Below are 25,812 nucleotides of genomic sequence, written 5' to 3'. Positions count from 1 at the left end.
CCGGCGAGTCGTCTCGGCCGGTCCCAACCGTCAAGCCTTTTCGATTACCAGCGATCGTCGACGCCCACGCCGACGCTGACGCCAGGCGCGCGAATACCGACGCCTGCGCGCGGCCCGTCGTCCCAATCGCGATGATAGGTACGACGCTCGTAATAGCGTTCGCGCGGCATGTAGTTATAGGAATCGCGCACGATCACGCGCGAACCGCTGCGCGTGCGATAGCAACGGCCGTCCTCGTCGCAGACCAGCCGAACCTGCTGAACCAGATCCGGATTGCTGTACTCGCTGGTCGCATAGATATCGGAAGCCTTCGCCCCCGACACGGCTGCCAAGGCACCCACGCCCGCCAACAGCGCAATCGCAAATGTCTTCATCATGTCCTCCTCCGAAACTGCCCTCGGCCGTAACAAGAAGGGGAAGCGGTGATCGTTCCCGGCCGCGATGCTGGTTTTTCCCGGAACCTTCGGCTTTGCAGAGGCTGTTCCCGAAATCTCAAGTCGGGAAAATCAGGCACGTGGTCGTGCCGTGAGCGAGCAATCGGCCCTGTGCATCTGTCACACGTCCGTCGGCTGTTCCGATGCGACGTCCGCAGTTCAGAACCTTGCCTTCGGCCGTAATTAGGCCGGTCTCCGGTGTGATGGGGCGCAGGAGCGAAATCTTGAACTCGATCGTGGTCTGGCCGATCCCCTTGTCGAGGGTCGACTGGACCGCCAGGCCCATGCAACTGTCGAGCAAGGTCGCCGTGAGACCACCGTGCACCGTACCTGCCGGGTTGAGGTGAGCGCTGGTCGGCACCAGCGCGACGACGACACGGCCGTTCTCGGCCTCCACCACGTCATAGCCGAGGGTCTGCGCGATCGTGTTGAGGGGCAGGGTTCCGGCGGCAAGGCCCTGGACGAACTCCAGCCCGCTCATCCGCTTCTGTCGTTCGGCGTCGACCGTTCCATGTCTCTTCGTGATCATCTGACTCTCCTCATCGCACCCACCTGTGTCGGAGTTGCGAAGCGTCGGCCTTTTTCCGGAAGGTCGACGGCGGACGTCCGTACAGTCGCGCGAATGCGGTGCTCATGCGGTGTGCGCTCGAAAAGCCGGAGCGTTCGGCGACGGCGGCCATCGGAAGATCGCTTGCATCAAGCAGGCGCCTGGCGCGCCGCACTCGGACCGACAGCGCCACTTGCAGTGGAGAGGCATCGAGATGTCGCACGAACAGGCGCGCCAGGTGCCGCGCACCGACTCCCAACTGTTCAGCCAGCCGCTCCACGCCGCCGTGGTCGAGCTCTCCGTTCTCGATGAGGGCGAGCGCGCGTTCGACCGTTGTCCTGGAGCCTTTCCATGCAGGACAGAACGGCGCTGTTTCCGGGCGGCATCTCAGACAAGGACGGAAGCTGGCATGTTCGGCCGCGGCTGCGCTGCGATAGAAGGTTACGTTGCGGGCGAGCGGCGTGCGCGCGGGGCAGACGGGACGACAATAGATGCCCGTTGTTTTCACCGCGACGAATATCACGCCGTCCAACGTGACGTCGCGGCGGCGAAGGGCGTCGTACTGAGTGTCGAAGTCGAGCATGGAGCCCGCTATAGCGTCCACATTCTTGCAGTGCGAGTCCGATGCGATGATGGCGTCCGAAAACGACCGGGCGAGACCCTCATCGCCGCGGCCGCGCTAGATCGGCTCGTAAGTCTCGGTCCCGCAGATGTCGTCAGCCTCCGCCCGCCGGCGGTCCACGACCTTTCCGCCATTGATCGTCACGATGTAGGTCTGGGCGCCGAGCGAGGAGCCGGTTGCGGAAGTGAGCTGTGCGCGGACGCATGCGGTCCAGCCCGGCCCTCGCACCTCGCGATGAGGCGGGGCGACGTGCACCTCGCGCGGATAGGAGGTGGTGAGGAAGACGACGTCGATCTGCTCGCGCACCACCCGTTTGACATCCGGAGGCGCTTCGGGCGGCGGCTGCTCGGCCTCCTTGATGCGCATGAAGTCAGGCACCGGTGCGCGGCTGTCGGCAAAGCCGCAGGCACCAAGCGCGAACGCGCCGGCGAGCAGCGCCGCATGAGCGACAATCCGTAACATCCCTGAGGATCCCCTGCGGGCGAACAGATAGGCACGAATGCGGTCCGGCGAAGCCCTTGCCGATCAAGATTTGCTGAAGTCTCCGCCCCAGTCTTGGAACCCGCGGTATTTGCTATTCCGCGATGGCGGGCTAGTTTGCACCCCAGAGGAAGGGGATTGCACCAATGAGGATTTTGGTCATTGCGGCCGCCGTGCTGGCGTTGACGGCTGCCTCGGCGCAGGCGCAGAGCCGGCGGCAACCCGCTGACGCGGGCAAACCGGCGGACAACCAGCCCAAGATCGACGAGAAAGCCTATAAGGCTGCGCTCGAGCGCATTCCCGAGCCCAAGGACAAGTACGACCCCTGGGGCGGAGCCCGTCCGAGCGAGCCGGCCAAAAAGCCGAAATAGAAGAGCCGGGCTTCGGCTCGGTCTTCGAATTCCGCGCCCGCGGTCTCACGGTGCACCCGCCCGAGGTGCGGTCATCGTGTTGCAGATGCGATGCGAACGTTCGTTCACATCGCGCGGACTATTGCACAAAGGCGAGGCCGACGCGCTTGTCACTGCGCCAAACTGTGCGACAATTCCGGACGAAGTCGTCGCGCGCGATCGAGAGCGTTAACGATCGCGGCAACGTGACGGGGGCGTCGAGGTCGATCGCCGCGCCGCTCGCCGACATGTTGCGCACCGTGCAAGCGATGCCGTTGTGCGCGAAGGTGATCTTGCCAGCTTTGAAGACACGGTGACGTTGTGCTGTCCGCTTCTCGATCATCGGTGTCAATCCATCGTGATGATCTCTGGAGTAGTCCATAGAAATTACATTGAACTAAACTCAATGCTGATGCTCTTTGCACAGCGATTCAGACTTCGTTTACGACGTTCGAGCGGAGAGTTTCCCCGCCCATTTTACCGCAAGCCTTTCCTTTATGGCGCTCCGCGCCGGCGGAGATGATGCGATCGTGACGGAGAGCCGCGATGCGCTTTGCGCTCACGCGGCTCTCGCTCTTTGGATCATCCCGGCAACATCGCGAACGCGCTGGACACCATTGCGACCGGCTTGTTGTCGCCGGCCGACAGCAGCGTGACGCGGCCAAAGCTCATGGTGCGCCCGAGCCGCACCACGCGCGCATCCGCCAGCACGTCCATTGAGGAGACCGCGCGCATGAAATGCGTGGTCTGGTCGACCGTGGTCATCGGGCGATAGCCGCGATTGGCGGCGAGGATCGCGATCACCATCGCGGTGTCGGCGAGCGCCATCAGGGCCTGGCCGCAGACCACGCCGCCGTTCCGGCACAGCCGCTCCGAGAACGGCATGCGCAGCAGCGCGCCCGGCTGCCAGTCCGGCACATCCGCCGGCTGCGCGTGCTCGATGCGCTCGACCGCGAGGTCGAGATCCTGGACCCAGGGCGCAAAAACCTCGCCGAGGATGCGCCTGGCGTCGGCGAGGCCGAATTCGGCGTCTGGCTGCATTTGCATTGCTGTCGCACTCTCCTGTATTGCGGGACGTTTCGCCCCATTGTGCGCGCACCGGCGCGGCAAAGTCACCCGGTCTCGCGCCGGTCCGGTCGGCTTGAAAATGCCTGACTTGGCCCGGTATGATGCCTGGCTTGGGTACGGGTGGATGATGTTGCGTCGGTGTGTCCTTGTTGTTTCCATGGCCGCGCTCGGCCTCGCGCTGAGCGGGTGCACCAGATGCGGCCCGATCTGGGACGACTGGCTGCATGGGCCGAAATCGTGCAGGTCGGATCGGCTCTAGCGGGGCCCGGCGATCGCGACCGGCGGCGACCAGGATGACACAGCGCGGGCGATCCGTGCCCAGGGATGATCAAGGAGCAGAGAATGAAGCTTTTCCGTTTGGCCGCGGTGCTGGCCGTCGTGCTGGCGGGACCTGCCTATGCGCAAATGCCCAATCTCAATTTGCTGCAGGACGCCCCGAGCAAGACCCCCGAGGAGAAAGCCGCGGAAGCCGAGCGCGACAAGGCCTACAAGGAAACGCTGAAGAAGATTCCGGATTCCAAAGCGTCCAACGATCCCTGGGGCGGGATGCGCTCCGATCCGCCGAAGCAGCCGGCGCCGAAGGCATCGGCGGCAACCAGCGCGCCGAAGAAGTCGAAGGGCGGCACGGCCGCCAACTGACGGTGGCTCCGTTCGGGGCGGCAATAGCCGTTCGGACGGGACTCCTCTTCGTCCGGCCCGCGTCCTACATTTGGCCGTGAGCGTTGTGCGTAGAGGAGGGCAGGACATGGCCGATCGTCCGCGGGATCTCGCCGAGCGGATGGCGCGCCGGCGTAAGACGGCCGGCAAGCCCGGTCCAACGGTCGGCGACGGCTATCTGCGCGAGACCTTCACGTTGCCGCGCGCGGCGGCGCGGCAACGGGCGCAGGCCTTCTTCGCCCGCTACCCCAAGGCCGGCTACATGAGCGCGGTCGAGACTTGGCGCGAACTGCCCGGCGGCGACATCGAGTTCACGATGCGGCGGCTGCCCAGCGCGGATTAAAGCGCGATCCTTGCGGAAGATTGCTGCGCAGTCTTCCGGATCGCGCATGAGGGCAGGCTTGATGCGGAAGTCCTGCTAGTCGAGGGTTTCGGCAACGATGCGGATCCGGAACACGGGCTCCTTGGCCTCGTCCAGCAGCTCCATGTGCCATTCGGAATTTTCCTGGAGCTTGCGGGCAATGCCGGCGGTCATGTCGGCGCAGACGCTGGTCATTTCTTTCCAGGCGGAATCGCGATCGGCGAATTCCGTCGCCTGATCCGCGCAGCCGGAATAACGGCCATTTCGGATTCGGAAGAAAAAGAGCGGCATGGCTGGCACCGATCGCGCACGCAATGGCCTCGTCCCCAAGGCCATGAGCACGCGCAGTCCAATCCCAAACCGGCGTCAGATCAATTCCGGGCGGCTACGGATGATGCGGCCGCCGGGTCCTGCCGGCCCGGTGCGGCGCACAAGGCGCGGTAAGCCCGATTCTTATCCGGCCGGCTCGGACCGTCCTCCCGCCGATCGCTTCAGCTCCCGATCGATCCGCAGCTGCACGCGCCGGACCGCGAGCAGGTCAATTTTCGTTTCGGTCTTGCCGGTCTTGACCTGCTCGCCAATGCGGAACTGCCACTGCCAGATTCCGGGAATCGCCGTCTTGGCGATGGTGAACTCGACGCCCCTGTGATTCATGGCGACCTCCCACGATTCACTCTCCATCACGGCTAACATGTTGGTCGCAATAATATTCCGGAGACAAGGAAAATCTGTCTGACCCCGTGGTTCTCCGTCCATGAACAAAGTTCCTGGGCTGCGCCCCCGGTTGCCGGTCGTAGAGATCGACACCCGCGTATGGCGCCCGCTGGACGGGGTCTTGATTCCCGGCAAGCTGCGGCACGTGCCTTGCTTGGTCTGATGACGGTTACGCAACAGGGCCCGCGATGCTCGGCATTCCCCGCCGCTACAGTCATTTCGTGTTCGGCATCATCCAGTCCGGATTGACCTCGCTGATCGCGGCTGGGATCGCCAGCTTTCCCGCAGACAATGCGATGACGTTCGTCGCGCACTGGATGGTGTCGTGGCTGATCGCCTGGGCCGCGATGTTGCCGATCGTGCTCCTGGCCGCGCCGGCGATCCGCGCCTTCGCGCTGCTTCTGACGCGGGACGAGAGGGATCCGCGAGCCGGCCGGCAGGCATGAAAAAGCCCCGCCTGGAGAGAGCCAAGCGGGGCAGAGAAGTTATTGGAGGCTGAGGTGCTGGGCTGCAACACCATAGCCGCGTCATCCTAGCCGGCTCCGCTTACGGCAGCCTGACAGGCGGCGGGTTTCCGAGCGCCGCTCGCGGGCCGCAGACTGGCCCCGCACCCGTCTCAATTTCGACATCCGTTCGCACAACTGCGGACACACCGGTCGGCAAGATTCCGGATCGTTCGGCGCAGCCATGGGGGAAACGTGGCACGCCGGCAACGGGGTGGCATCATGGATAACGTAGAGCGGTCATTTGCCGCCGCGACGGCGGCTGGCTTCGTGGTGCTGGTAATCGGCCTCGTGCTGCTCGCGCTGCTGTAAGACCGGCGGGGGGCAGCCGCGCTCTGCGGTGACCGGGGGCGCGGGCACGCCGCCATGCTCAAAACTGGAAAACAACCCCATGCACAGTAGGCAGCATGGAAATGTCCTCGCTGTCTCAATGGCTTAAGGTTAGTATTTAGATACCTCAACTGCGCGCGCCCGCTCTCTCGGGCCTTGCGCGTCGCCATGCGATGACGCGCCGGGGCCGAAACCGGCCAGCGTCAGCGAGGTCGCGGGTGGCGCGACGTCAGCCGCCTCGGCGGCGAACCGTTGCGGGCTACGAACCGGGCTCCGGGACCTAGTGGATATTGATTTCGTTCAGGGAAAGATGGAGCTCGCTGGCGCGTTCCTCACGATCCTTCTTGCGGAATTCGTTTTCCTTGCGCTCGAACTTCATCATCTCCTCATGCGCCGCCTGCAGCAGGCGATTGCGCTTGATCGTTTCGCGGTGCTCGTTTTGCGCCATGACTGAGATCCCCAGAATGTCGGTCTCGTCCGGGAGAAGGCCGGAGACCGCGAAAAGGTTGCCGCAGGATTACGGAATTATGACGGCGGCTGTGTCTTTGATGGAGGTCAGCTTCGGTCCGGCCGGGCGCCGTAGCTGCGCTGCTATTTCGGCGGTTGCAGCCCGGGGGATTTGACCCAATCGTGCAGATCATTTGCCAACTCGGCCTGGCGAGCCTTCTTCAGGAGAGCGTCCCGCTCGGGGCCGGATGGCAACCTGGCGGCGTCTTCCTTGACCTGCTTCACCCATGCGGAGAGCCGATCCTGAAGGGTCAGTTGTTGCCTGAAACGTCGCCGCTTGAACATGGCACGCTGCTTTCCGTGCGAGGAAGGCGGGAGCGCGATCGGCGTCCTCATCACCGATAGCTGCCGCGGTCCGTGCGGTGACAGCCGATTTAAGGGCCATTGATGGATCGGCGTCTGTCCAATTGTGTGCACAACGGCACCGACAGCCGAAAATGAGCCTCAGAACTCCATCAATGCCTCCGCCCGACGACATCGGGCGCGGCCGCGAACAAGCCCTGCATCGGAGGCAGTCTGCTTCACAGCGGACGATCGTTCACGTCGCGGCGCATCTGGTGACAGAAGGTTTCGACGAACTGGGCAAGTGATTCGAAATTGACGAACAGCCTTTCAGCGCGCACCCAATCGTCCGAACCGGGGGCGAATGAATCCATCAATCGCCTTTGTCGGTCGGCGCGCTCCCGGCACGTTGCAGCCCTGCTCTCGGCGAACTCGAGTTGCGCATTCTCGCGGCCAAGCCTGTTTTCCTCTTCGATCAAAAGCTTCGTGATCGTTGACCTCGTATGGGTCGAGATGTCCGGGACCTTCAGCAGATCGAGGTAATGATCGACATTCGCACGGGCGATGAATCTTTCCATCGGTGCACTCCCTTGGCTGCGCCTAGCCGATGTCCATGCTGCTACGGGATCGCGGGATAGGCGAGTCGAATCTGGAACCCGGTGCCTCAAGAAGGCGCCGCGGCCCGTCGACGAATAGCGCGGCGCTTACGGCCTCCGGATAATCGAACCGCGCAGACCTATGGCGCCCGGACTTAAATATGAACAGCTCCGATTCAGGTGCTGTCGTAATCAGGACGCCCGCGATGCGAAATTAGGATATCGATTCACATTCGATATGGCCGGAACTCGATACGTCGGGAAAACTTGGTAAGCCGAGGCTGGTATTTCATCCCGAACAATTATTGCGATCGGCAAGGGGCTACCGCGAGGTGGCCCCTTTCGATTCCCGCACCCGCTCCAGCGGCAGGACCGCATCAATCAAAGTCCTCATCGACCGGACACGATCAGAGTGCGACCCGCAGGTGCGGTCCGCAGTACCCAAATCAAATCCGCGAAAGAACATATTGCGAACCTAGAACAAATAGGGTACATTGCTTTTATCGCCGAGCCGCCTCGCAACCGTTTGTCCCCCACGCGAATCCTCGCCATAAGGAGCACGACCCAATGTCCGCAACTGCCCTGCGTATCGTCGAAGGATCTTCCATGGACAAGAGTAAAGCTCTGGCCGCCGCGCTCTCCCAGATCGAGCGCCAGTTCGGCAAGGGCTCGGTGATGAAGCTGGGCAAGAACGACCGCTCCATGGACATCGAGGCGGTGTCCTCCGGCTCGCTCGGGCTCGATATCGCGCTCGGCATCGGCGGCCTGCCCAAGGGGCGCATCGTCGAGATCTATGGGCCGGAATCCTCGGGCAAGACCACCTTGGCGCTGCACACGGTGGCGGAAGCGCAGAAGAAGGGCGGCATCTGCGCCTTCATCGACGCCGAGCACGCGCTCGACCCGGTCTATGCGCGCAAGCTCGGGGTCAACATCGACGAGCTCCTGATCTCGCAGCCCGACACCGGCGAGCAGGCGCTGGAAATCTGCGACACCCTGGTGCGCTCCGGCGCGGTGGACGTGCTGGTGGTCGATTCGGTCGCGGCGCTGGTGCCGAAGGCCGAGCTCGAGGGCGAGATGGGCGAATCGCTGCCGGGCCTGCAGGCGCGTCTGATGAGCCAGGCGCTGCGCAAGCTGACCGCCTCGATCAACAAGTCCAACACCATGGTGATCTTCATCAACCAGATCCGCATGAAGATCGGTGTGATGTACGGCTCGCCCGAGACCACCACCGGCGGCAACGCGCTGAAGTTCTACGCCTCCGTCCGCCTCGACATCCGCCGCATCGGCGCGATCAAGGAGCGCGATGAGGTCGTCGGCAACACCACGCGCGTCAAGGTGGTGAAGAACAAGCTGGCGCCGCCGTTCAAGCAGGTCGAGTTCGACATCATGTACGGCGAAGGCGTCTCCAAAATGGGCGAGATCCTCGATCTTGGCGTCAAGGCCGGCATCGTCGAGAAGTCCGGCGCCTGGTTCTCTTATGACAGCCAGCGCCTCGGCCAGGGCCGCGAGAACTCGAAGGCGTTCCTGAAGGCCAACCCCGACATCACCGCCAAGATCGAGACCGCGATCCGCCAGAACTCCGGCCTGATCGCCGAGCAGGTTCTGGCCGGCACGCCGGAGCGCGACGCCGACGGTGAGGAGCCGGCAGACGAGTAAGCCTTAGCGCGGAAAAGTTTTTCGCGAGGAGCGGGCGCTGAAGACGTTGAGTTGCCGACGTCTTCGGTGCCCGTTTCGTTTGGTGATACAAGAGATACCGGATCAATTATTGAGGCCGGGATCGTCGAGAGTTGGAGTCAATCCGACGTCATCGCGGCTCGCCGGATCATCATTGAGACGGCGAAAGTGCCGTAGGGAAGGCAAAGGCGCGTAAGCGCCATGCCCACCATCTTCCAACAGGCGCGAGGTGGTGGGCACGCTGACGCTTTGCCCACCCTGCGAGAACTCCGTCGCGTCTTACTCCGCGGCTTCTGCGTAATCACTCACCGGCGGGCACGAGCACACGAGGTTACGATCGCCATAGACGTTGTCGACGCGGCCGACCGGGCTCCAATATTTATCGGTGCGCGACACGCCGTCGGGGAAGCAGCCTTCGCTGCGGGTGTAAGCGCGATTCCACGCATCGTCCGCGATGTCGTGCACGGTGTGCGGGGCGTGGCGCAAGGGCGAAGCTTCGATCTTGAAGCGGCCGGCCTCGACCTCGGCGATCTCCTTGCGGATCGCGATCATGGCATCGCAAAAACGATCCAGCTCGGCCTTGGATTCCGACTCCGTCGGCTCGATCATCAGCGTGCCCGGCACCGGGAAGCTCATGGTCGGGGCGTGGAAGCCGTAATCGATCAGGCGTTTTGCGATGTCGTCCACGGTGACGCCCGAGGTCGTCTTCAGCGGACGGGGATCGACGATGCACTCATGGGCAACGCGGCCCTTCGTGTTCTTGTAGAGCACCGGGAAGTGCGGATCGAGGCGTGCTGCGATGTAGTTCGCGTTAAGGATCGCGATCTCGGTCGCGCGCTTCAGGCCCTCGCCGCCCATCATCAGGATGTAGATGTAGGAGATGGTCAGGATCGAGGCCGAGCCGAACGGCGCGGCCGAGACCGGGCCGACCGGAGCATCGGCCTTGGTTGCGGGATGACGATTTTCAGGATGACTTGGCAGGAACGGGGCGAGATGCGCCTTGACGCCGATCGGGCCCATGCCAGGGCCGCCGCCGCCATGCGGTATGCAGAAGGTCTTGTGCAGATTGAGGTGGCTGACATCGGCACCGTAATCGCCGGGCCTGCTGAGGCCGACCTGTGCATTGAGGTTGGCGCCGTCCAAATACACCTGGCCGCCATGGCCGTGAACGATGTCGCAGATCTCGCGAATGTGCTCCTCGAACACGCCGTGGGTCGAGGGATAGGTGATCATGACCGCGGCGAGATTGCCCGAATGCTTCTCCGCCTTGGCACGGAGGTCATTGACGTCGACGTCGCCGTTCTTCTCGCAAGACACAACCACCACGTCCATGCCGACCATCGCGGCCGAGGCCGGGTTGGTGCCGTGCGCGGAGGAGGGGATCAGGCAGATCTTGCGATGGCTCTGTCCGCGCGCGGCATGGTAGCCACGGATCGCGAGCAGCCCGGCATATTCGCCCTGCGCGCCGGAATTCGGCTGCAGCGAGATCGCGTCATAGCCGGTGATGTCGCACAGCCACTTTTCCAGCCGCGCGAACAGCGCATGATAGCCTTTGGCCTGCTCGCGCGGCACGAACGGATGCAGCGTCGCAAACTCCGGCCAGGTCAGCGGCATCATCTCGGTGGTCGCGTTCAGCTTCATGGTGCAGGATCCCAGCGGGATCATGGCGCGGTCGAGCGCGAGATCGCGATCGCTGAGCTTGCGCATGTAGCGCAGCATCTCGGTCTCCGAGCGATGCGCGTGGAACACCGGATGAGTGAGGAAAGCCGTGCCGCGCTTCAGCGTCTCGGGCAGCGCCTCGCGGGTGGTGGCATCTAACTCGGCGTAGGAAAGCTGGCCGCCGAAAGCGCGCCAGACCGCCTCAATGGTTGCCGGCGTGGTGGTCTCGTCGAGCGCGATGCGCAAGCTGGTCTCACCGACACCGAGATTGATCTTCTCGGCGGCCGCGCGCGCGACGATCTCGGCGCACTTGGCGCCGGCATCGACGCTGAGCGTGTCGAAGAAGCTGTCGGACTGCGGCGCAAAGCCGAGCTTGCGCAGGCCGCTCGCGAGCACGGCGGCGCGGCGATGGACGTTGCGCGCGATCTGCGAGAGGCCCTCGGGTCCGTGATAGACCGCGTACATCGAGGCGATCACGGCCAGCAGCACCTGCGCCGTGCAGATGTTGGAGGTCGCCTTCTCGCGGCGGATGTGCTGCTCGCGGGTCTGCAGCGCGAGGCGGAAGGCCGGCGCGCCCCGCGAATCCACGGAGAGGCCGACGATGCGGCCGGGCAGCGAGCGCTTCAGCGCATCGCGCACCGCCATATAGGCCGCGTGCGGGCCGCCATAGCCCATCGGTACGCCAAAACGCTGGGCAGATCCGATCGCGATGTCGGCCCCGAGCTCGCCGGGCGAGGCGAGCAGGGTCAGCGCCAGCAGGTCGGCGGCTAGAATCGCGAGCGCGCCCTTCGCCTTCAGCGTGGCGATCGCGGGCCTGAGGTCGCGCAGCGCGCCCGAAGAGCCCGGATATTGCAGTAGCGCACCCAGCACGTCGCTGTTGTCGAGATCGGTGAGGGGATCGCCGACGACCAGAGTCCAGCCGAGCGGCTCGGCGCGGGGGCGCATCACCGCCAGCGTCTGCGGATGCACGTCCTTGTCGACGAAGAAGGCTTTTGCTTTCACCTGCGAGTGCCGCTCGGCGAGCGCCATGGCTTCGGCGGCGGCGGTGGCCTCGTCCAGCAGCGAGGCGTTGGCGACGTCGAGCCCGGTGAGATCGCAGATCATGGTCTGGAAGTTGAGCAGCGCTTCCAGCCGGCCCTGGCTGATCTCGGGCTGGTAGGGCGTGTAGGCCGTGTACCAGGCGGGATTTTCCAGGATGTTGCGCTGGATCACCGCGGGCAGGATGGTGCCGGAATAGCCTTGGCCGATCAGCGAGGTGAAGACCTGATTCTGGCCCGCAAGCTCGGCCATATGCGCGATCGCCTCGGTCTCGCTCAGCGGCTTGCCGAGATCCAGCGGGGGGGCCTGCCGGATCGAGGCCGGCAGCGTCTCTGCCATCAGCGCATCGACGCTCTTGGCGCCGACGGTCTCCAGCATCGCGGTGACATCACGCACTGAGGGGCCGATATGGCGACGAACGAAACTGGCGGCGGTGTCGCCGCTGGATTTACGGTGCGCGGTCATCGCTTGCTCCATCGTCCTTAAGCCGTATGTGCCTTGTAGGCGGCTTCATCCATGAGGCCGCCGAGCTCGCTCTTGTCGGCGATCTTGATCTTGAAGAACCACGCCGCGCCTTGCGCGTCCGAGTTCACCAGCGCCGGCTCGGCGGCCAGCGCCTCGTTGGTCTCGAGCACTTCGCCGGAGATCGGTGCGTACACGTCCGAGGCCGCCTTGACGGACTCGACGACAGCGGCGGCTTCCGCCTTCTTCAGCGCCCGGCCGATCTTGGGCAGCTCGACAAACACGACATCGCCGAGCTGCTGCTGGGCGTAATCGGTGATGCCGACGGTGGCGACATCGCCGTCGATCGCCAGCCATTCATGGTCGGAGGTGTACAGCGTCGTGGTCATTCTGGAGTCCTCAGCGTTTGTAGGTGTTCTTCACGAAGGGCATGGCGGCCACGGTGAGCGGCAGCCGCTGGCCGCGCACCTCGGCGAAGAGCTTTGTGCCGAGCGCGCTCAGAGCCGTGGGCACGTAGCCCATCGCGACCGGCGCATTCAGGCTCGGCCCGAAACCGCCCGAGGTGACCTTTCCGATCGCCTCGCCGCCGGCGCTATCGGCAAACAGCAGCGCGCCCTCGCGCACCGGCGCACGGCCCTCGGCACGCAGGCCGACGCGACGGCGGGCCGCGCCGTGATCGAAATGCGCCAGGATCGCCTCAGTGCCGGGAAAGCCGCCGGCGCGCGCGCCGCCACTGCGGCGGCTCTTCTGCACCGACCATTCCAGCGCGGCCTCGACCGGCGTGGTGGCGGTGTCGATGTCGTGGCCGTAGAGGCAGAGCCCGGCTTCCAGCCGCAGGCTGTCGCGGGCGCCAAGGCCGATCGGCATCACATCGGGATTTTCCAGCAGCGTCTTCGCTAGGCGCTCGGCGTCCGCAGCGGGGACCGAGATCTCAAATCCGTCCTCGCCGGTGTAGCCGGAGCGCGAGACGAAGCAGTTGAGGCCGGCGACCTCATGCGGGCCGGCATCCATGAACTTCATGGACGGCGCCGCTGCACAGAATTTCGCCAACGCGGCTTCCGCCTTGGGGCCCTGCAGCGCGATCAGCGCGCGGTCGGCAAGGGACTCTATGACGCAGTCGCCGGAGAGATTCGCGCGCAGATGGGCCTCGTCCGCCTCCTTGCAGGCGGCGTTGACGACCAGGAACAGGTGATCGCCGAAATTGGCGACCATGAGATCGTCGAGAATGCCGCCATCCGCATTCGTGAACTGGGCGTAGCGCTGCCGTCCTGGCGCAATCGCCACGATGTCCTGTGGCCCCAGCCGCTCCAGCGCGCGGGCGGCATCCTCCACCTTGCCGGATTTCGGCCGGAGCGCGATCTGGCCCATGTGGGAGACGTCGAACAGGCCGGCGGAGGCCCGGGTCTGGAGGTGCTCCTTCAGCACGCCGGCGGGGTACTGCACGGGCATGTCATAGCCCGCGAACGGCACCATCTTGCCGCCCAGGGAGACGTGAAGGTCGTAGAGGGGGGTACGTTTCAGGGAGTCTTTGTCGTCACGCGCAAGCATCGGGGGGCCCTCGGCGGTTCCCCGGGGACGATTCCCCGAGACAAACCAGTCGAAGCCCCATCTGTCGCTGTGCCTGAGAGTATTATCCCGTCGGCGGGTGCCATCCGGGTCTAAACCCGTCGGCGCCTCTTTCCAGATGTCGTCAAAGCCACGCGGTCCTTTTGCCTGAGAGTTTCCGGGGCGGTTGCTCCTTCGGCGCCGGCTAGCAGTTGCCGGTCTCTCCCGACGTGGCCGTACGATACAGATGGGTACAGACCACAGCGGGGCCAAGCCTGTCAACGCGTCCGCGCGCCCTATCCAACGGGATTGCAAGGGGATGACGCGCCTGCGGCAACCCTCTGATCTCCTTGCACAGTTTCTGGACAGCGAAGCTGGCCTTGTCTAAAAGCGCTTTGGCCCGCAGATATCAGCCTTAACGTTACGGTTTGGATGGCGAGAAGCGGGTTCTAAAGCGCGTCATCGCGCTTTAGCTCTTTGTTTGAGCATGATCTTTTCGGAAAACCGCTTCGCACTTTTCCGGATCATGCTCCAGCACACCCGATTGGATGAACATGAGCGGCGTCAACGAGATCAGGTCGACCTTTCTGAACTTCTTTGCCGAGAACGGCCACGAGATCGTGCCGTCCTCGCCATTGGTGCCGCGCAACGATCCGACGTTGATGTTCACCAATGCCGGCATGGTGCAGTTCAAGAACGTCTTCACCGGCGTCGAGAAGCGGCCCTATCAGCGCGCCACCACGTCGCAGAAATGCGTGCGCGCCGGCGGCAAGCACAACGACCTCGACAATGTCGGGTACACCGCGCGCCATCTCACCTTCTTCGAGATGCTCGGCAACTTCTCGTTCGGCGACTACTTCAAGGAGCGCGCGATCGAGCTCGCCTGGAAGCTGATCACCGGCGAGTTCGGGCTGAAGAAGGACAAGCTGCTGGTCACGGTCTACCACACCGACGACGAGGCGGCCGGCCTGTGGAAGAAGATCGCGGGCTTCTCCGACGACCGCATCATCCGCATCCCGACCTCGGACAATTTCTGGGCGATGGGCGACACCGGCCCGTGCGGCCCGTGCTCGGAGATCTTCATCGACCGCGGCGAGCACATCTGGGGCGGGCCTCCGGGCTCGCCGGAAGAGGACGGCGACCGCTTCCTCGAATTCTGGAATCTCGTGTTCATGCAATATGAGCAGGTGACGAAGGAGGAGCGCGTGGATCTGCCGCGTCCCTCGATCGACACCGGCATGGGCCTCGAGCGCATGGCCTGCATCCTGCAGGGCGTCGACAGCGTGTTCGAGACCGACCTGTTCCGCCATCTGATCGACGCGACATCGTCCGCGCTCGGCAGCGGGCCGACCGAGCAGAACGTCGCCTCGTTCCGCGTCATCGCCGACCACTTGCGCTCCTCCGCCTTCCTGGTCGCGGACGGCGTGCTGCCCTCGAACGAGGGCCGCGGCTATGTGCTGCGCCGGATCATGCGCCGCGCGATGCGCCATGCGCAGCTCTTGGGCGCGAAAGAGCCGCTGATGCATCGGCTGGGGTGGGCGCTGGTGCGCGAAATGGGCCAGGCCTATCCCGATTTGATGCGCGCGGAAAACCTGATCGAGGAAACGCTGCGGCTGGAGGAGACCCGCTTCCGCAAGACTCTTTCGCGCGGCTTGGCCATCCTGGACGAGAAGAGTGCGTCCCTGAAGAAGGGCGACATGTTCGACGGCGACGTCGCCTTCACGCTGTACGACACCTACGGCTTCCCGCTCGACCTGACGCAGGACGCGCTGAAGTCGCGCGGCATCGGCGTGGATCAGGCGGCGTTCACCGACGCGATGGAGCGCCAGAAGGCCAAGGCGCGCGAATCCTGGAAGGGGTCTGGCGAAGCGGCAAGCGAGGCGGTCTGGTTCCCGCTGCGCGAAAAGCTCGGCGCGACCGAATTCCTCGGCTACGAGACCGAGAGCGCCGAGGGCGTGGTGTCCGCGCTGGTGAAGGATGGCGCCGAGGTCACGAGCCTGAAGGCCGGCGAGACCGGCGCAATCGTGCTGAACCAGACGCCGTTCTACGCGGAGTCGGGCGGCCAGGTCGGCGACACCGGCGTGCTGACGGGCGAGGGCGGCATCAAGGTCCGCGTCACCGACACGCAGAAAAAGCTCGGCGATTTCTTCGTCCATATCGGCAAGGTCGAGCAGGGTGAGCTCAAGCTCGGCACCGCGCTGCAGCTCGAGGTCGACCATTCCAGGCGGTCCTCGATCCGCGCGCATCACTCGGCGACGCATCTGATTCACGAGGCTCTGCGCCAGGTGCTCGGTGACCACATCGCCCAGCGCGGCTCGATGGTCGCGCCGGACCGGCTGCGCTTCGACTTCGTGCATCCGAAGCCGATCACGGCGGAGGAGCTTGCCCGCGTCGAGGACATCGCCAACAACGTGGTGCTGGAGAACGACGAGGTCACCACGCGCGTGATGGGCGTCGACGAGGCCCGCGAGGCGGGCGCCCGCGCCTTGTTCGGCGAGAAATACGGCGACGAGGTCCGCGTCGTCTCGATGGGCAGGACCGCGCGCGAGCGCGGCGCCAACGCGCTCGGCTGGTCGGTCGAGCTCTGCGGCGGCACCCATGTCAGGCGCACCGGCGATATCGGCCTGATCACGCTCACCAGCGAGAGCGCGGTGGCCTCCGGCGTGCGCCGCATCGAGGCGCTGACCGGCAATTATGCGCGCAAGCATGCCAACGACACCATGGCGCTGGCGAAGACCGCGGCGAACGAGCTGCGCACCTCGCTCGACGACGTGCCGGCGCGCATCGCCGCGCTGATGGAGGAGCGCAAGAAGCTCGAGCGCGAGCTGTCCGACGCACGCAAGAAGCTGGCGATGGGCGGCGGTTCGACTGCCGGCAATGGCGCAGCCGCGGGCGTGCGTGAGGCCGGTGGCGTAAAGCTGATGGCGCGCGCGGTCGAGGGCATCGAGATGAAGGATCTCAAGAGCCTCGCCGACGACGGCAAGAAGCAGATCGGCTCGGGCGTCGTCGCCATCGTCGGCGTCACCGAGGACGGCAAGGCCGGCGTCGTGGTCGGCGTCACCCAGGACCTCACCGCGCGCTTCAACGCCGTGAATCTGGTGCGCGTCGCTTCCGAAGCGCTCGGCGGCAAGGGCGGCGGCGGCCGGCCCGACATGGCCCAGGCCGGCGGCCCCGACGGCGCCCGGGCGACCGAGGCGCTCGCGGCGATCGAAAAAGCGATGGCGGGCGCTTAAATCGCCATGCGCCCTGTTCCGCGAGGGCGTGGGCTTCGCGATCCCGATCTTCGGGATCGCCTCTACGAATTGCTGGAGCACGACCCGCTGGCCTATTCGGCCGGGTCGCGCTTCATCCAGCTCATCATCGGCGTCATCGTGCTCAACGTGGTCGCGATGATCCTCGCCTCGGTGCCGGAGCTGGACGCGCAGTTCGGCACGCTGTTCGAAGCCGTCACCATCCTGTCCGTGATCGTGTTCGCGCTGGAATATCTCGCGCGGCTGTGGACCGTGGCGGGCCACACCCAGCACAAGGCGTCCGCGCTGTCCGACCGGCTCTCTTACGCCTTCTCCGCGCTCGGCATCATCGACCTCATGGCGTTCCTGCCGGCCGCCATCGTGCTCGCCACCGGCCGGCACGCGCTGCTGGCAGCGCTCGGCGTGCTGCCGTTCTTCAAGCTGATCCGCTATTCGCCGGCGATGCGCTCGCTGCTCGCCGCCGTGCATGCCGAGCGTCGCGCGCTGATCGGCTGCGTCGTCATCCTGATCGGCGCGGTCTTGACCTTCGCCTCGCTGCTCTACGCCATCGAACGCGACGTGCAGCCGGACAAGCTCGGCACCATCCCGCAGGCGATGTGGTGGGCGATCGTCACGCTCGGCACCGTCGGCTATGGCGACGTCGTGCCGGTGACGCCGCTCGGCAAGCTGATCTCGACCTTCGCCATCATCTCGGGCTTCGCCATGATCGCGCTGCCGGTCGCGATCATCTCCACCGCCTTCGCCGAAGAGGTGAAGCGGCGGGATTTCGTCGTCACCTGGGGCATGCTGGCGCGGGTGCCGCTGTTCTCGCATCTGTCGGCGGCGGAGATCGCCGATATCATGCGGCTCTTGCGCGCGCGCACCATCGAGCAGGGCGAGATTCTGGTGCGGCGGGGCGATACGGCGTCGTCGATGTATTTCATCACCGCCGGCGAGGTCGAGATCGCGCTGCCGAGCCAGCATGTGCGCCTCAGCGATGGCACTTTCTTCGGCGAGATCGCGCTATTGCACAAGACCAAGCGCAGCGGGACGGTGACGGCGACGCGCAAGACGCGCCTCCTGGTGCTCGACGCCCAGGATTTTCACGCCCTGATCGCGCGCATGCCGACGCTGGCCGACCACGTCCATACTACAGCAAAGGCGCGGCTCGCCGACAGCGGCGATCTTGCGCTGGCGGAGCTGGCCCAGGCGGAGCAGGACGAGGGCCCGGCTGCGTAGCGGTCACTCGCGATCGAGGAAGGGTGCCACGACCTCGCGCGTCTCCTTGCTGGGCACGACCGGCACGATCTCGAAGGTCATGCCATTGCCCTGGCAGTTCAGCACCCATTCCTGCAGCAGGCGGGCGTCGTCGCATTCCATCAACTGGAAGCAGCGGTCGAAATTCGGCTCGATCCAGCTGCCGTGATATTTCAGCCCGTCCGGAAACTTGACGCCCTCGTCGCGCACGCGCCGGTAGACCGGGATGGGATCGCGATCTCTAAAGCGTTCGATCACCATGAAGAGCATCGGCGTCAGCCCTTCTTCAGGAAAATGTAGTCGGCCGAGTAGGGCAGGCTTTGAAAGGTGCCAGCCGTACCGCAGGGATCGTCATTCAACCAGCCCCCCTTGGTATGAACACGCTGTACCGTCGTGACATCGCTCAGAAGCCCCGTGCCCCGGTGGCTGGTCACTTCCAGTTTGAGCCACGGGATATCGGTGGTCTGGCCTGACGCGTTGGCGATGGCCAGCCTGCCGACCATCTTGCCGACCACGGCGCTGCTGTCGGCGAGCTCCCAGGTCGGGCCGGCATAATGGCGGCCGACGGTCTTGCCCTCGGCGAGCAGGGTGGCGACCGGCTCGCGGAAGGCCCAGGCGAGCTTGCCGTCGGCGGCGGCCTTGCACTCATAGACCTGCGCGCCCTCGGCGTGGACGCTGAGCACGAGGCTCTCGCCGGGCGCCGCGATGGCCTCGGGAAGTGGCTCCGCAGCCGCGGCCGGCCCGATCAGGGCTGCAACCAGCAGGGTGGGGGCAGCGACCTTGATGAACATGGCGGTCTCCGCGAAAGCTCTCAAAAAAAGAAACGGGCCGCGCTAGTCACGCGGCCCGTGATGATGTCTGGCCTAGTCGGGCGAAATTGCGGATGGCCGCTTACGCCGCCAGCGCCTTGGTCAGGTTTTCCGCGACCTTGTCGAGGAAGCCGGTGGTCGAGAGCCAGCGCTGGTCGGCACCGACCAGCAGCGCGAGGTCCTTGGTCATGTAGCCGGCTTCGACGGTGTCGACGCAGACCTTCTCCAGCGTGTTGGCGAACTTCGCCAGCTCGGCATTGTTGTCGAGCTTGGCGCGGTGCGACAGGCCACGGGTCCAGGCAAAGATCGACGCAATCGAGTTGGTCGAGGTTTCCTTGCCCTTCTGGTGCTCGCGGTAGTGGCGGGTCACCGTGCCGTGGGCGGCTTCGGCCTCGACGGTCTTGCCGTCGGGGGTGAGCAGCACCGAGGTCATCAGGCCGAGCGAGCCGTAACCCTGCGCGACCGTGTCGGACTGCACGTCGCCGTCGTAGTTCTTGCAGGCCCAGACGTAGCCGCCGGACCATTTCAGCGCCGAGGCCACCATGTCGTCGATCAGGCGGTGCTCGTAGGTCAGGCCCTTGGCGTCGAACTCCTTCTTGAACTCCTTGTCGAAGATCTCCTGGAAGATGTCCTTGAAGCGGCCGTCATAGACCTTCAGGATCGTGTTCTTGGTCGACAGGTAGACCGGGTAGCCGCGCAGCAGGCCGTAGTTGAAGGAGGCGCGGGCGAAGTCGATGATGGAGTCGTCGAGATTGTACATCTCCATGGCGACGCCGGCGCCCGGCGCCTTGAACACTTCCTTCTCGATCACGGTGCCGTCCTCGCCGACGAACTTCAGCGAGAGGGTGCCCTTGCCCGGGAACTTGATGTCGGTGGCGCGATACTGGTCGCCATAGGCGTGGCGGCCGATGATGATCGGCTTGGTCCAGCCGGGAACCAGGCGCGGCACGTTCTTGCAGATGATCGGCTCGCGGAAGATCACGCCGCCGAGGATGTTGCGGATGGTGCCGTTCGGCGACTTCCACATCTGCTTGAGGTTGAACTCCTTCACCCGGGCTTCGTCGGGGGTGATGGTGGCGCACTTGACGCCGACGCCGACCTTCTTGATGGCCTCGGCCGCATCGATCGTGACCTGATCGTTGGTGTGGTCGCGGTACTCCATGCCCAGGTCGAAATAGAGCAGCTCGACATCCAGGAACGGGTTGATCAGCTTGTCCTTGATGTACTGCCAGATGATCCGGGTCATCTCGTCGCCGTCGAGTTCGACGACGGGATTGGATACCTTGATTTTTGCCATGGTCGGGGAAGCCTCTTGGGAACGGCGCTTTTGGCGCGCCACGGGAATATCCGCCGCCTCTTAGCACCGCCGCGCGGCGGGCGAAAGCCAAGGGATTATGCACTTTTAGCCGATCCAGCTTCCCCAGGCGGGGGGCGGGAGACGCCCTGCCGCAGGGCCCGATCCCGAGAATCCGGAAGAGATTCAAAAGTCGAATCCAACCCGTTATTTCCCTTGAGAATTTCGTCAGGACAGGCAAACGACAGACGGCGATGGCGGGCGCGGTCCTCGGGGCCGCTTGAATCAATTCCTAAAGCGGCCTTGCCAAGGCCTTGAGACGAAGAGTGAAAGCGGAGCCAGATGTCGGGGACTGACAAGAGCAAAGCGAGCCTTTCCCTCGATGGTCCCATCGTGATCCTGGTCGAGCCGCAGCTCGGCGAAAACATCGGCATGGCCGCGCGCGCCATGGGCAATTTTGCGCTCGCTGCCCTGCGCATCGTCAACCCCCGGGACGGCTGGCCCAACATCGCCGCCCAGCGGGCGGCGGCCGGCGCCGACCATATTTTGGAAAAGGCCGAATTGTTCGACACGGTGGAGCAGGCGGTTGCCGATCTCGACCTGCTGTTCGCCACCACCGCGCGCCCCCACGACCAGGCCAAGCCCGTGGTCGGGCCGGAGGCGGCAGCGGCCGAGATCGCCGGGCACGTCGCGACTGGCGGCAGGTGCGGTATCTTGTTCGGCCGGGAGCGCTGGGGGCTGACCAACGAGGAGGTTGGCCTCTCGAACCGCATCATCACCTTCCCGGTCAATCCGGGCTTCGCCTCGCTCAACCTTGCCCAGGCCGTGCTGCTGGTCGGCTATGAGTGGTTCAAGCGCGCCACCTCGGGCGCGCTGCCGCACGTCATGCCGGAACGGTCCGAGCGCGCCTCGCAGCACCAGATGCAGGCCTTCTTCGACAATCTCGTGCGCGAGCTCGACAAGGTCGAGTTCCTGCGCCCGGCCGAGAAGCGCGACACCATGCTGGTCAACCTGCGCAACATCTTCAGCCGGATGGAGCCGACCAAGCAGGACATGCACACTCTCCATGGAGTCGTCATGGCGATCGCCGAGGGGCGCAAGGGGCCGGCCAAAGGCGGCGTGCTCGACGGCGAGCAGGCCACGCGCTTGCGCGCGCTGCTCGCCGAGCACGGGCAGGGCGGCGGTGTCTCCGACAGTGGCTCGACCGTGCGCGGCCTTGCCCGGCTGCTTCGCCGCAATCCGACCGACGCCGAGCGCCTGCTCTGGCAGGCCCTGACCCGGGACCGCCGCTTCGCCGGCCAGTTCAAGCGCCAGACCCCGGTCGCCCGCCACATCCCCGACTTCGTCTCGTTCCCGCACCGGATCGCGATCGAGCTGGTCAATCCCGGCGAGGGCGAGACGATCGCGGCGGACCGCGCGGGGCGGCGGACCTGGCTCGAGGCGCGCGACTATCGGGTGCTCGACATTCGTGCGGCGGACGTCGAGCGCGATCTCGAGGCGGAGCTGGTGCGGCTGCAGGGGATGATGGAGCAGGGTGCGTAGATTTCGCGCCGGTCTCGTAGGGCAGGCAAAGCGGAGCGTGCCCACCATCTTTCGCTGATCATCAAGAGAAGGTGGGCACGGCGCTGTGCGCCTTTGCCCACCCAACGGCACTTCCTTCTGGTCCGCGTCGAATGACGTCAGCGCTGGAAGACAACCTTGCCGCCGACCAGGGTCAGATCGACCTTGATGTCCTTGATCTGCTCCTCCGGCACGGCCGTGTAGTCGGCGGAGAGCACCGCGATGTCCGCCAGCTTTCCGGGCTCAATGGTGCCTTTGCGCGTTTCATCGAACGTGTAGCGCGAAGCTGCGCTGCTGTAGAGCCGTAGCGCCTGCTCGCGCGTAATGGCCTCCGCCAAGCCGTAGACGTTCCCGTTGGGGTCTTTCCTCGTCACCATGATGTACATGTTGAGGAAGGGGTTGATCGGGTTGACTGGAAAATCCGTCCCGGCGCCGAGGCTGTTGAGCCCCATTTTCTCGATCAATGTCCTGGTCGGCACGGCGCGGTCAGCGGTCGCTTTCCCGAGAAAGCGTTCGACGGTCGCCGCCTTGTCCCACATGAAAACGTTCTGGAAATCGATGCGGACTCCTAGCCTTTGCGCACGCTCCATCTGTTCTGGCCGGATCAGACTGGCGTGGATGAGGACGAAGCGACGGTCGCGGATCGATTTTTCCTTATCCGCGGCCTCGAAGGCATCGAGCACCTGGTCAATACCCAGGTCGCCCACCACGTGGACGCCGACACGCCAGTCATAGCGGTTGCAGATGGAGATGAGCTGCTTCAGCCGCTCAGGCGTCTGCTGCGTGATGCCGTGGTAGTTGTCGTGTGAATCGGGATACACGTCGCGCATGAGCGCTGTCTTCAGCGTCATGCCGCCGTCGTAGAAGATCTTGATGCCGGCGAACTTGAGCCAATCGTCACCGAACCCCGATGAGGCTCCATTGCCTGATATGATCGCTTCCCATGCGGTCAGATCGGCCGGAGGCTCCGGTCGAAACATCACGCCGGTGCGCACAGTGGCTTTCCCGGCAGCGACAAGCTTCTGCAGCGTGCGGACATCACGCGGCTCTGTTGCGCCTTCGATCACACTGGTGATCCCGACGCTGTTCAGCACGCCTTCGGCAATGGTGAATTGCCGCATTTCGTCGTCTTCTGTCCAGGGTGGTACGGCCTTCTCGACTCGATCGATCGCTGCCTCCACCAGCACGCCGGTCAATTCACCGGCTGCGTCGCGCTCGAACTTTCCACCACTCGGATCCTCAGTGGTCTTGTCGACACCGACCGCTTGCAGAGCCATGGTGTTCGCCATCGAGAAATGCCCGACGGTGCGAAGATAGACCGGGTTGTTCGGAGCAACGCTGTCGATCTCCTGCCGCGTGAGATAGCGCTTCTCGGCCAGTTGTGACGGCGGATGCCACGCGCCGCCGACGATCCACTCACCCGGCTTCTTCTTCGCAGCGAATGATTTGATGGCCTCGAGCGCTTCCGCAACGGTCTTGGCGCGGGCCATGGTCACGACATAGTCGCCCAGACCCGCGGCCTTGAAGTGAGCATGCGTGTCGATCAATCCGGGGATGGCGGTCTTGCCCGACAGATCGATCACGCGGGTCCGGGCACTTGCAAGCGCCTTCATCGCAGCGCTGGGTCCGGTTGCCAGGATCTTTCCATCCGCGACGGCGACTGCCTCCGTGACGGTCGATCGGTCGTCCAAGGTCAGAACCTTGCCATTGATGAGGACCAGGTCAGGCGCGTTAAGCTCCGGCTGCTGCGCCTCGGCATTTGCGACGCCCGCGACGAACATGCCAGTGGCAACGATTGCAAATGCCGTCGACTTGCGGACCATCACGCCCCCCGATCTTCGTAGACGAACATTCGAAAGCGTATCGTTGATCAAACATGGGTTCAACGCTTCTCGCGGCCTGGCAGGCTCGACATGTGGGCAAAGCGGAATGCCCAGTGTTTGGCCGAAAAGCTGGCAGGCCCGGAGCCAGGCGCCCCTGTCGCCGCTACGGAAGACGGCCGAGCTGCACCTCGCGTTCCACCGCGATCCACGTCGTCCTTGCTACCGCCAGCAACCTGCCGGCTTCATCGTGAAGCGCGGCGTCGGCCATGCGCTTGCGGCCGTCGCGGCCGGTGGGCCAGGCCGTGATGATGCAGGGCGCGCCGGGGCGGGGACGGGTTTCGATGCGGGCTGACATCCGCCCGAGCAGGAGCGGGGTCTTCTCGAAGCTGCCGCTCTCTTGATCGTAATTGCAGGCAAAGCCGGTGGGGCAATCGAGCGCAGACCAGAGAAACTCGGACGCGACGAGGCCATCCGCGACGGCAAGATTCGGATCGGGTGCCCAGCTCGCGGCGAGAACGGGTGTCCGTGCCCGACGGCGGAGCGGGCCGGCGAAGATGCGCAGGCCGTCGCCGTTCGCCCTTGCGGGACCGCAGACGAAACAGTGTGGTAGCGGATGCTCGTGCGGCCTGAACAGCGCCAGCAATTCGGCCGCGCGCGCCTCCGCCAGGCTGGCGGTCTCGATCTGCGCCAGCTCGACGCTCGCCCCGCGCCCGGTGGCGACGACCTTGCCGCCGTCGCGAAGCTCCCATGTGCCATCGTCCGTCATGCCGGCAGCGAGCGGCGTGTCGAGGGGAGGCGGCGCGCGCAGCGTCACCTCCGCAGGCCCGGGAATGTGACGGGCGAGCCGGCCACAGACATAGCCGCCGTTGCCGGAGTTCGGAGGGCCGCAATAGCTCTTGTTGATGATGATCTCTGGCAACGATCGTGTTCCTGTCTTGTCCGTCCTTCACCACTCTATCGGATCTTGAGCACAATTCGCCCCCGAACCGTGCGGTCGGCCACGGCGCGCATGGCTTCCGCGGCCTCCTCCAAAGGGAGGACGCGGTCGATGTGCGGGCGGATGTGTCCGTCGGCCAGCCACTGCATCAGCGTGTCGTTCATGCGCGCGGCCTCGTGTGGGAATTTCTCCGCCCAGGCGCCGGCGAAGACACCGATGATGGAATAATTCTTCAGCAGCGGCAGGTTCATCGGCAAAGACGGAATCTCGCCGCCGGTGAAGCCGATCGGCATCAGCCGGCCGCCCCATTTCATCAGACGGGCCATCTGCTCGAAGATCGCACCGCCGACATTGTCGAAGCCGAGATCGATGCCTTCGCCTGACGTGATCGACTTGATCTGGTCGCGTAAATCCTGGCTGCGATAGTTGATGACGTCGCCGGCACCGTAGTCGCGCACCAGCGCGGCCTTGTCGTCGGAGCCGACGCCGGCGACGACGCGCAGGCCCAGATGGCGGCCGAGGTCAACGGCGGCAAGTCCAACCCCGCCGGCCGCGCCGGTGACGAACAGCGTTTCGCCGCGCGCGGCGCGTGCCCGCTCGACCAGCGCATAATAGGCAGTGCCGTAGTTATGCAGCACCGTGGCCGCCGCCTCGAATGCAACGCCATCCGGCAGGCGCACGCACTTGGATTGCTTCGCGATCATCCGTTCGGCGTAGCCGCCGGTCCAGCTGCTGCAGGCCACGCGATCGCCGGGCGCGAATTTTGTCACCTTGTCGCCGATTGCGACGACGGTTCCGGATGCTTCCGTGCCGGGCACGAAGGGCGTCGGCGGCCGCATCTGGTAGAGGCCCGAGACCAGGAGCTGGTCCATGAAGCTCACGGACGCCGCGTGGACGTCAATCAGGATCTCGTCGCCTGCAGGCTTGGGCACATCGATCTCACCGAGGCGCAAATCGCCAGGGCCAGTGAACGAATGGCACAGAATTGCCTTCATCGCGGCGCTCCGGTTTTGCGACAGGCGAACATGCGTGGC

General features: G+C 64.9%; 28 protein-coding genes and 1 riboswitch. Of the genes, 8 read left to right on the top strand and 20 right to left on the bottom strand.

Annotated elements, in window-relative coordinates; translation table 11 throughout:
• Nucleotides 1-44: 44 nt before the first annotated feature.
• The 4 genes from X268_RS21040 to X268_RS21025 all read right to left on the bottom strand — a co-directional run bounded on the left by X268_RS21040 (nucleotide 45) and on the right by X268_RS21025 (nucleotide 2,065).
• On the bottom strand, nucleotides 45-377 hold the full coding sequence (locus X268_RS21040) for a hypothetical protein (protein ID WP_128926682.1): 333 nt from the start codon (nucleotides 375-377) through the stop codon (nucleotides 45-47).
• Between the two features lie 115 nt (nucleotides 378-492).
• Complete coding sequence (locus X268_RS21035; RefSeq protein ID WP_128926681.1) at nucleotides 493-963, bottom strand: PaaI family thioesterase; 471 nt, start codon at nucleotides 961-963, stop codon at nucleotides 493-495.
• 10 nt (nucleotides 964-973) lie between these two features.
• Complete coding sequence (locus X268_RS21030; protein WP_128926680.1) at nucleotides 974-1,564, bottom strand: bifunctional transcriptional activator/DNA repair enzyme AdaA; 591 nt, start codon at nucleotides 1,562-1,564, stop codon at nucleotides 974-976.
• 96 nt (nucleotides 1,565-1,660) lie between these two features.
• Nucleotides 1,661-2,065: a hypothetical protein gene (locus tag X268_RS21025; RefSeq protein ID WP_128926679.1), complete on the bottom strand. Its 405-nt coding sequence runs from the start codon at nucleotides 2,063-2,065 to the stop codon at nucleotides 1,661-1,663.
• A gap of 164 nt (nucleotides 2,066-2,229) precedes the next feature.
• Between X268_RS21025 and X268_RS21020 the strand changes: the two genes are divergently transcribed.
• A complete protein-coding gene (locus tag X268_RS21020; RefSeq protein ID WP_128926678.1) occupies nucleotides 2,230-2,454 on the top strand; it encodes a hypothetical protein in 225 nt (74 codons plus the stop codon).
• A 118-nt stretch (nucleotides 2,455-2,572) separates the two neighbouring features.
• Here the strand turns inward: X268_RS21020 and X268_RS21015 are convergent, their stop codons facing one another.
• Nucleotides 2,573-2,815, bottom strand: a complete 243-nt coding sequence (locus X268_RS21015; RefSeq protein ID WP_128926677.1) for a PilZ domain-containing protein — start codon at nucleotides 2,813-2,815, stop codon at nucleotides 2,573-2,575.
• Nucleotides 2,816-3,054: 239 nt separating this feature from the next.
• Nucleotides 3,055-3,519: a PaaI family thioesterase gene (locus tag X268_RS21010; protein WP_128926676.1), complete on the bottom strand. Its 465-nt coding sequence runs from the start codon at nucleotides 3,517-3,519 to the stop codon at nucleotides 3,055-3,057.
• Nucleotides 3,520-3,882: 363 nt separating this feature from the next.
• Between X268_RS21010 and X268_RS21000 the strand changes: the two genes are divergently transcribed.
• Entirely contained in the window at nucleotides 3,883-4,179 is a 297-nt protein-coding gene (locus tag X268_RS21000; protein ID WP_128926675.1) for a hypothetical protein, read from the top strand.
• Between the two features lie 106 nt (nucleotides 4,180-4,285).
• Nucleotides 4,286-4,540 (top strand): hypothetical protein, encoded by a 255-nt coding sequence (locus tag X268_RS20995; protein WP_128926674.1) that lies wholly within the window; start codon nucleotides 4,286-4,288, stop codon nucleotides 4,538-4,540.
• 75 nt (nucleotides 4,541-4,615) lie between these two features.
• Here the strand turns inward: X268_RS20995 and X268_RS20990 are convergent, their stop codons facing one another.
• Together X268_RS20990 and X268_RS20985 are read right to left on the bottom strand one after the other, a co-directional pair.
• Nucleotides 4,616-4,849, bottom strand: a complete 234-nt coding sequence (locus X268_RS20990) for a DUF6894 family protein (protein WP_128929336.1) — start codon at nucleotides 4,847-4,849, stop codon at nucleotides 4,616-4,618.
• A 162-nt stretch (nucleotides 4,850-5,011) separates the two neighbouring features.
• A complete protein-coding gene (locus tag X268_RS20985; RefSeq protein WP_128926673.1) occupies nucleotides 5,012-5,212 on the bottom strand; it encodes a hypothetical protein in 201 nt (66 codons plus the stop codon).
• Between the two features lie 248 nt (nucleotides 5,213-5,460).
• On the opposite strand from X268_RS20985, the gene X268_RS20980 reads away from it, so the two are divergent.
• Entirely contained in the window at nucleotides 5,461-5,718 is a 258-nt protein-coding gene (locus X268_RS20980; RefSeq protein ID WP_128926672.1) for a DUF2798 domain-containing protein, read from the top strand.
• A gap of 667 nt (nucleotides 5,719-6,385) precedes the next feature.
• Here the strand turns inward: X268_RS20980 and X268_RS39580 are convergent.
• From X268_RS39580 to X268_RS20970, 3 genes are all read right to left on the bottom strand, one after another.
• Nucleotides 6,386-6,553, bottom strand: coding sequence for a hypothetical protein (locus X268_RS39580; protein WP_164937845.1), 168 nt, complete (start codon nucleotides 6,551-6,553; stop codon nucleotides 6,386-6,388).
• A 143-nt stretch (nucleotides 6,554-6,696) separates the two neighbouring features.
• Nucleotides 6,697-6,897, bottom strand: coding sequence for a hypothetical protein (locus X268_RS20975; protein WP_128926671.1), 201 nt, complete (start codon nucleotides 6,895-6,897; stop codon nucleotides 6,697-6,699).
• A gap of 236 nt (nucleotides 6,898-7,133) precedes the next feature.
• Complete coding sequence (locus X268_RS20970) at nucleotides 7,134-7,472, bottom strand: hypothetical protein (RefSeq protein WP_128926670.1); 339 nt, start codon at nucleotides 7,470-7,472, stop codon at nucleotides 7,134-7,136.
• Nucleotides 7,473-8,057: 585 nt separating this feature from the next.
• Here X268_RS20970 and recA point away from each other — a divergent pair.
• Nucleotides 8,058-9,146: a recombinase RecA gene (gene recA, locus X268_RS20965; RefSeq protein ID WP_128926669.1), complete on the top strand. Its 1,089-nt coding sequence runs from the start codon at nucleotides 8,058-8,060 to the stop codon at nucleotides 9,144-9,146.
• A 297-nt stretch (nucleotides 9,147-9,443) separates the two neighbouring features.
• Here recA and gcvP read toward each other — a convergent pair whose 3' ends face one another.
• From gcvP to gcvT, 3 genes are read right to left on the bottom strand one after another with little or no spacing between them, the layout of a single operon-like run.
• A complete protein-coding gene (gene gcvP, locus X268_RS20960) occupies nucleotides 9,444-12,326 on the bottom strand; it encodes an aminomethyl-transferring glycine dehydrogenase (protein ID WP_128926668.1) in 2,883 nt (960 codons plus the stop codon).
• A gap of 17 nt (nucleotides 12,327-12,343) precedes the next feature.
• Nucleotides 12,344-12,712 carry a glycine cleavage system protein GcvH gene (gene gcvH / locus X268_RS20955; RefSeq protein WP_128926667.1) on the bottom strand — a complete coding sequence of 123 codons (369 nt, stop codon included), beginning with the start codon at nucleotides 12,710-12,712 and terminating at the stop codon, nucleotides 12,344-12,346.
• 10 nt (nucleotides 12,713-12,722) lie between these two features.
• Nucleotides 12,723-13,871 carry a glycine cleavage system aminomethyltransferase GcvT gene (gene gcvT / locus X268_RS20950; RefSeq protein WP_128926666.1) on the bottom strand — a complete coding sequence of 383 codons (1,149 nt, stop codon included), beginning with the start codon at nucleotides 13,869-13,871 and terminating at the stop codon, nucleotides 12,723-12,725.
• Between the two features lie 144 nt (nucleotides 13,872-14,015).
• Nucleotides 14,016-14,106: riboswitch (glycine riboswitch) on the bottom strand.
• Between the two features lie 316 nt (nucleotides 14,107-14,422).
• Between gcvT and alaS the strand changes: the two genes are divergently transcribed.
• Both alaS and X268_RS20940 read left to right on the top strand, forming a co-directional pair.
• Complete coding sequence (alaS, locus tag X268_RS20945; RefSeq protein ID WP_164937844.1) at nucleotides 14,423-17,101, top strand: alanine--tRNA ligase; 2,679 nt, start codon at nucleotides 14,423-14,425, stop codon at nucleotides 17,099-17,101.
• A gap of 6 nt (nucleotides 17,102-17,107) precedes the next feature.
• Nucleotides 17,108-18,337 carry a cyclic nucleotide-gated ion channel gene (locus X268_RS20940; RefSeq protein WP_128926664.1) on the top strand — a complete coding sequence of 410 codons (1,230 nt, stop codon included), beginning with the start codon at nucleotides 17,108-17,110 and terminating at the stop codon, nucleotides 18,335-18,337.
• A gap of 3 nt (nucleotides 18,338-18,340) precedes the next feature.
• On the opposite strand, the gene X268_RS20935 is transcribed toward X268_RS20940, so the two are convergent.
• From X268_RS20935 to X268_RS20925, 3 genes are all read right to left on the bottom strand, one after another.
• On the bottom strand, nucleotides 18,341-18,625 hold the full coding sequence (locus X268_RS20935; RefSeq protein ID WP_128926663.1) for a DUF3303 domain-containing protein: 285 nt from the start codon (nucleotides 18,623-18,625) through the stop codon (nucleotides 18,341-18,343).
• Nucleotides 18,626-18,630: 5 nt separating this feature from the next.
• Nucleotides 18,631-19,146 (bottom strand): DUF3455 domain-containing protein, encoded by a 516-nt coding sequence (locus tag X268_RS20930; protein ID WP_128926662.1) that lies wholly within the window; start codon nucleotides 19,144-19,146, stop codon nucleotides 18,631-18,633.
• A 100-nt stretch (nucleotides 19,147-19,246) separates the two neighbouring features.
• The gene (locus tag X268_RS20925) at nucleotides 19,247-20,461 is read right to left on the bottom strand and encodes an NADP-dependent isocitrate dehydrogenase (RefSeq protein ID WP_128926661.1); all 1,215 of its coding nucleotides are present in this window, start codon (nucleotides 20,459-20,461) and stop codon (nucleotides 19,247-19,249) included.
• 339 nt (nucleotides 20,462-20,800) lie between these two features.
• Between X268_RS20925 and X268_RS20920 the strand changes: the two genes are divergently transcribed.
• Entirely contained in the window at nucleotides 20,801-22,000 is a 1,200-nt protein-coding gene (locus X268_RS20920) for a TrmJ/YjtD family RNA methyltransferase (protein WP_128926660.1), read from the top strand.
• A 137-nt stretch (nucleotides 22,001-22,137) separates the two neighbouring features.
• On the opposite strand, the gene X268_RS20915 is transcribed toward X268_RS20920, so the two are convergent.
• From X268_RS20915 to X268_RS20905, 3 genes are all read right to left on the bottom strand, one after another.
• Nucleotides 22,138-23,841, bottom strand: a complete 1,704-nt coding sequence (locus X268_RS20915) for an amidohydrolase (RefSeq protein ID WP_128926659.1) — start codon at nucleotides 23,839-23,841, stop codon at nucleotides 22,138-22,140.
• A gap of 163 nt (nucleotides 23,842-24,004) precedes the next feature.
• Nucleotides 24,005-24,760, bottom strand: a complete 756-nt coding sequence (locus tag X268_RS20910) for a hotdog family protein (protein WP_128926658.1) — start codon at nucleotides 24,758-24,760, stop codon at nucleotides 24,005-24,007.
• Nucleotides 24,761-24,795: 35 nt separating this feature from the next.
• Nucleotides 24,796-25,773 carry an NADPH:quinone oxidoreductase family protein gene (locus tag X268_RS20905; RefSeq protein WP_128926657.1) on the bottom strand — a complete coding sequence of 326 codons (978 nt, stop codon included), beginning with the start codon at nucleotides 25,771-25,773 and terminating at the stop codon, nucleotides 24,796-24,798.
• Nucleotides 25,774-25,812: the final 39 nt, after the last annotated feature.

It is taken from the genome of Bradyrhizobium guangxiense (assembly GCF_004114915.1).
Lineage (GTDB): Bacteria > Pseudomonadota > Alphaproteobacteria > Rhizobiales > Xanthobacteraceae > Bradyrhizobium > Bradyrhizobium guangxiense.
Note: the sequence above shows the minus strand (reverse complement) of the source record. Positions and strands in the feature narration are given on the sequence as shown.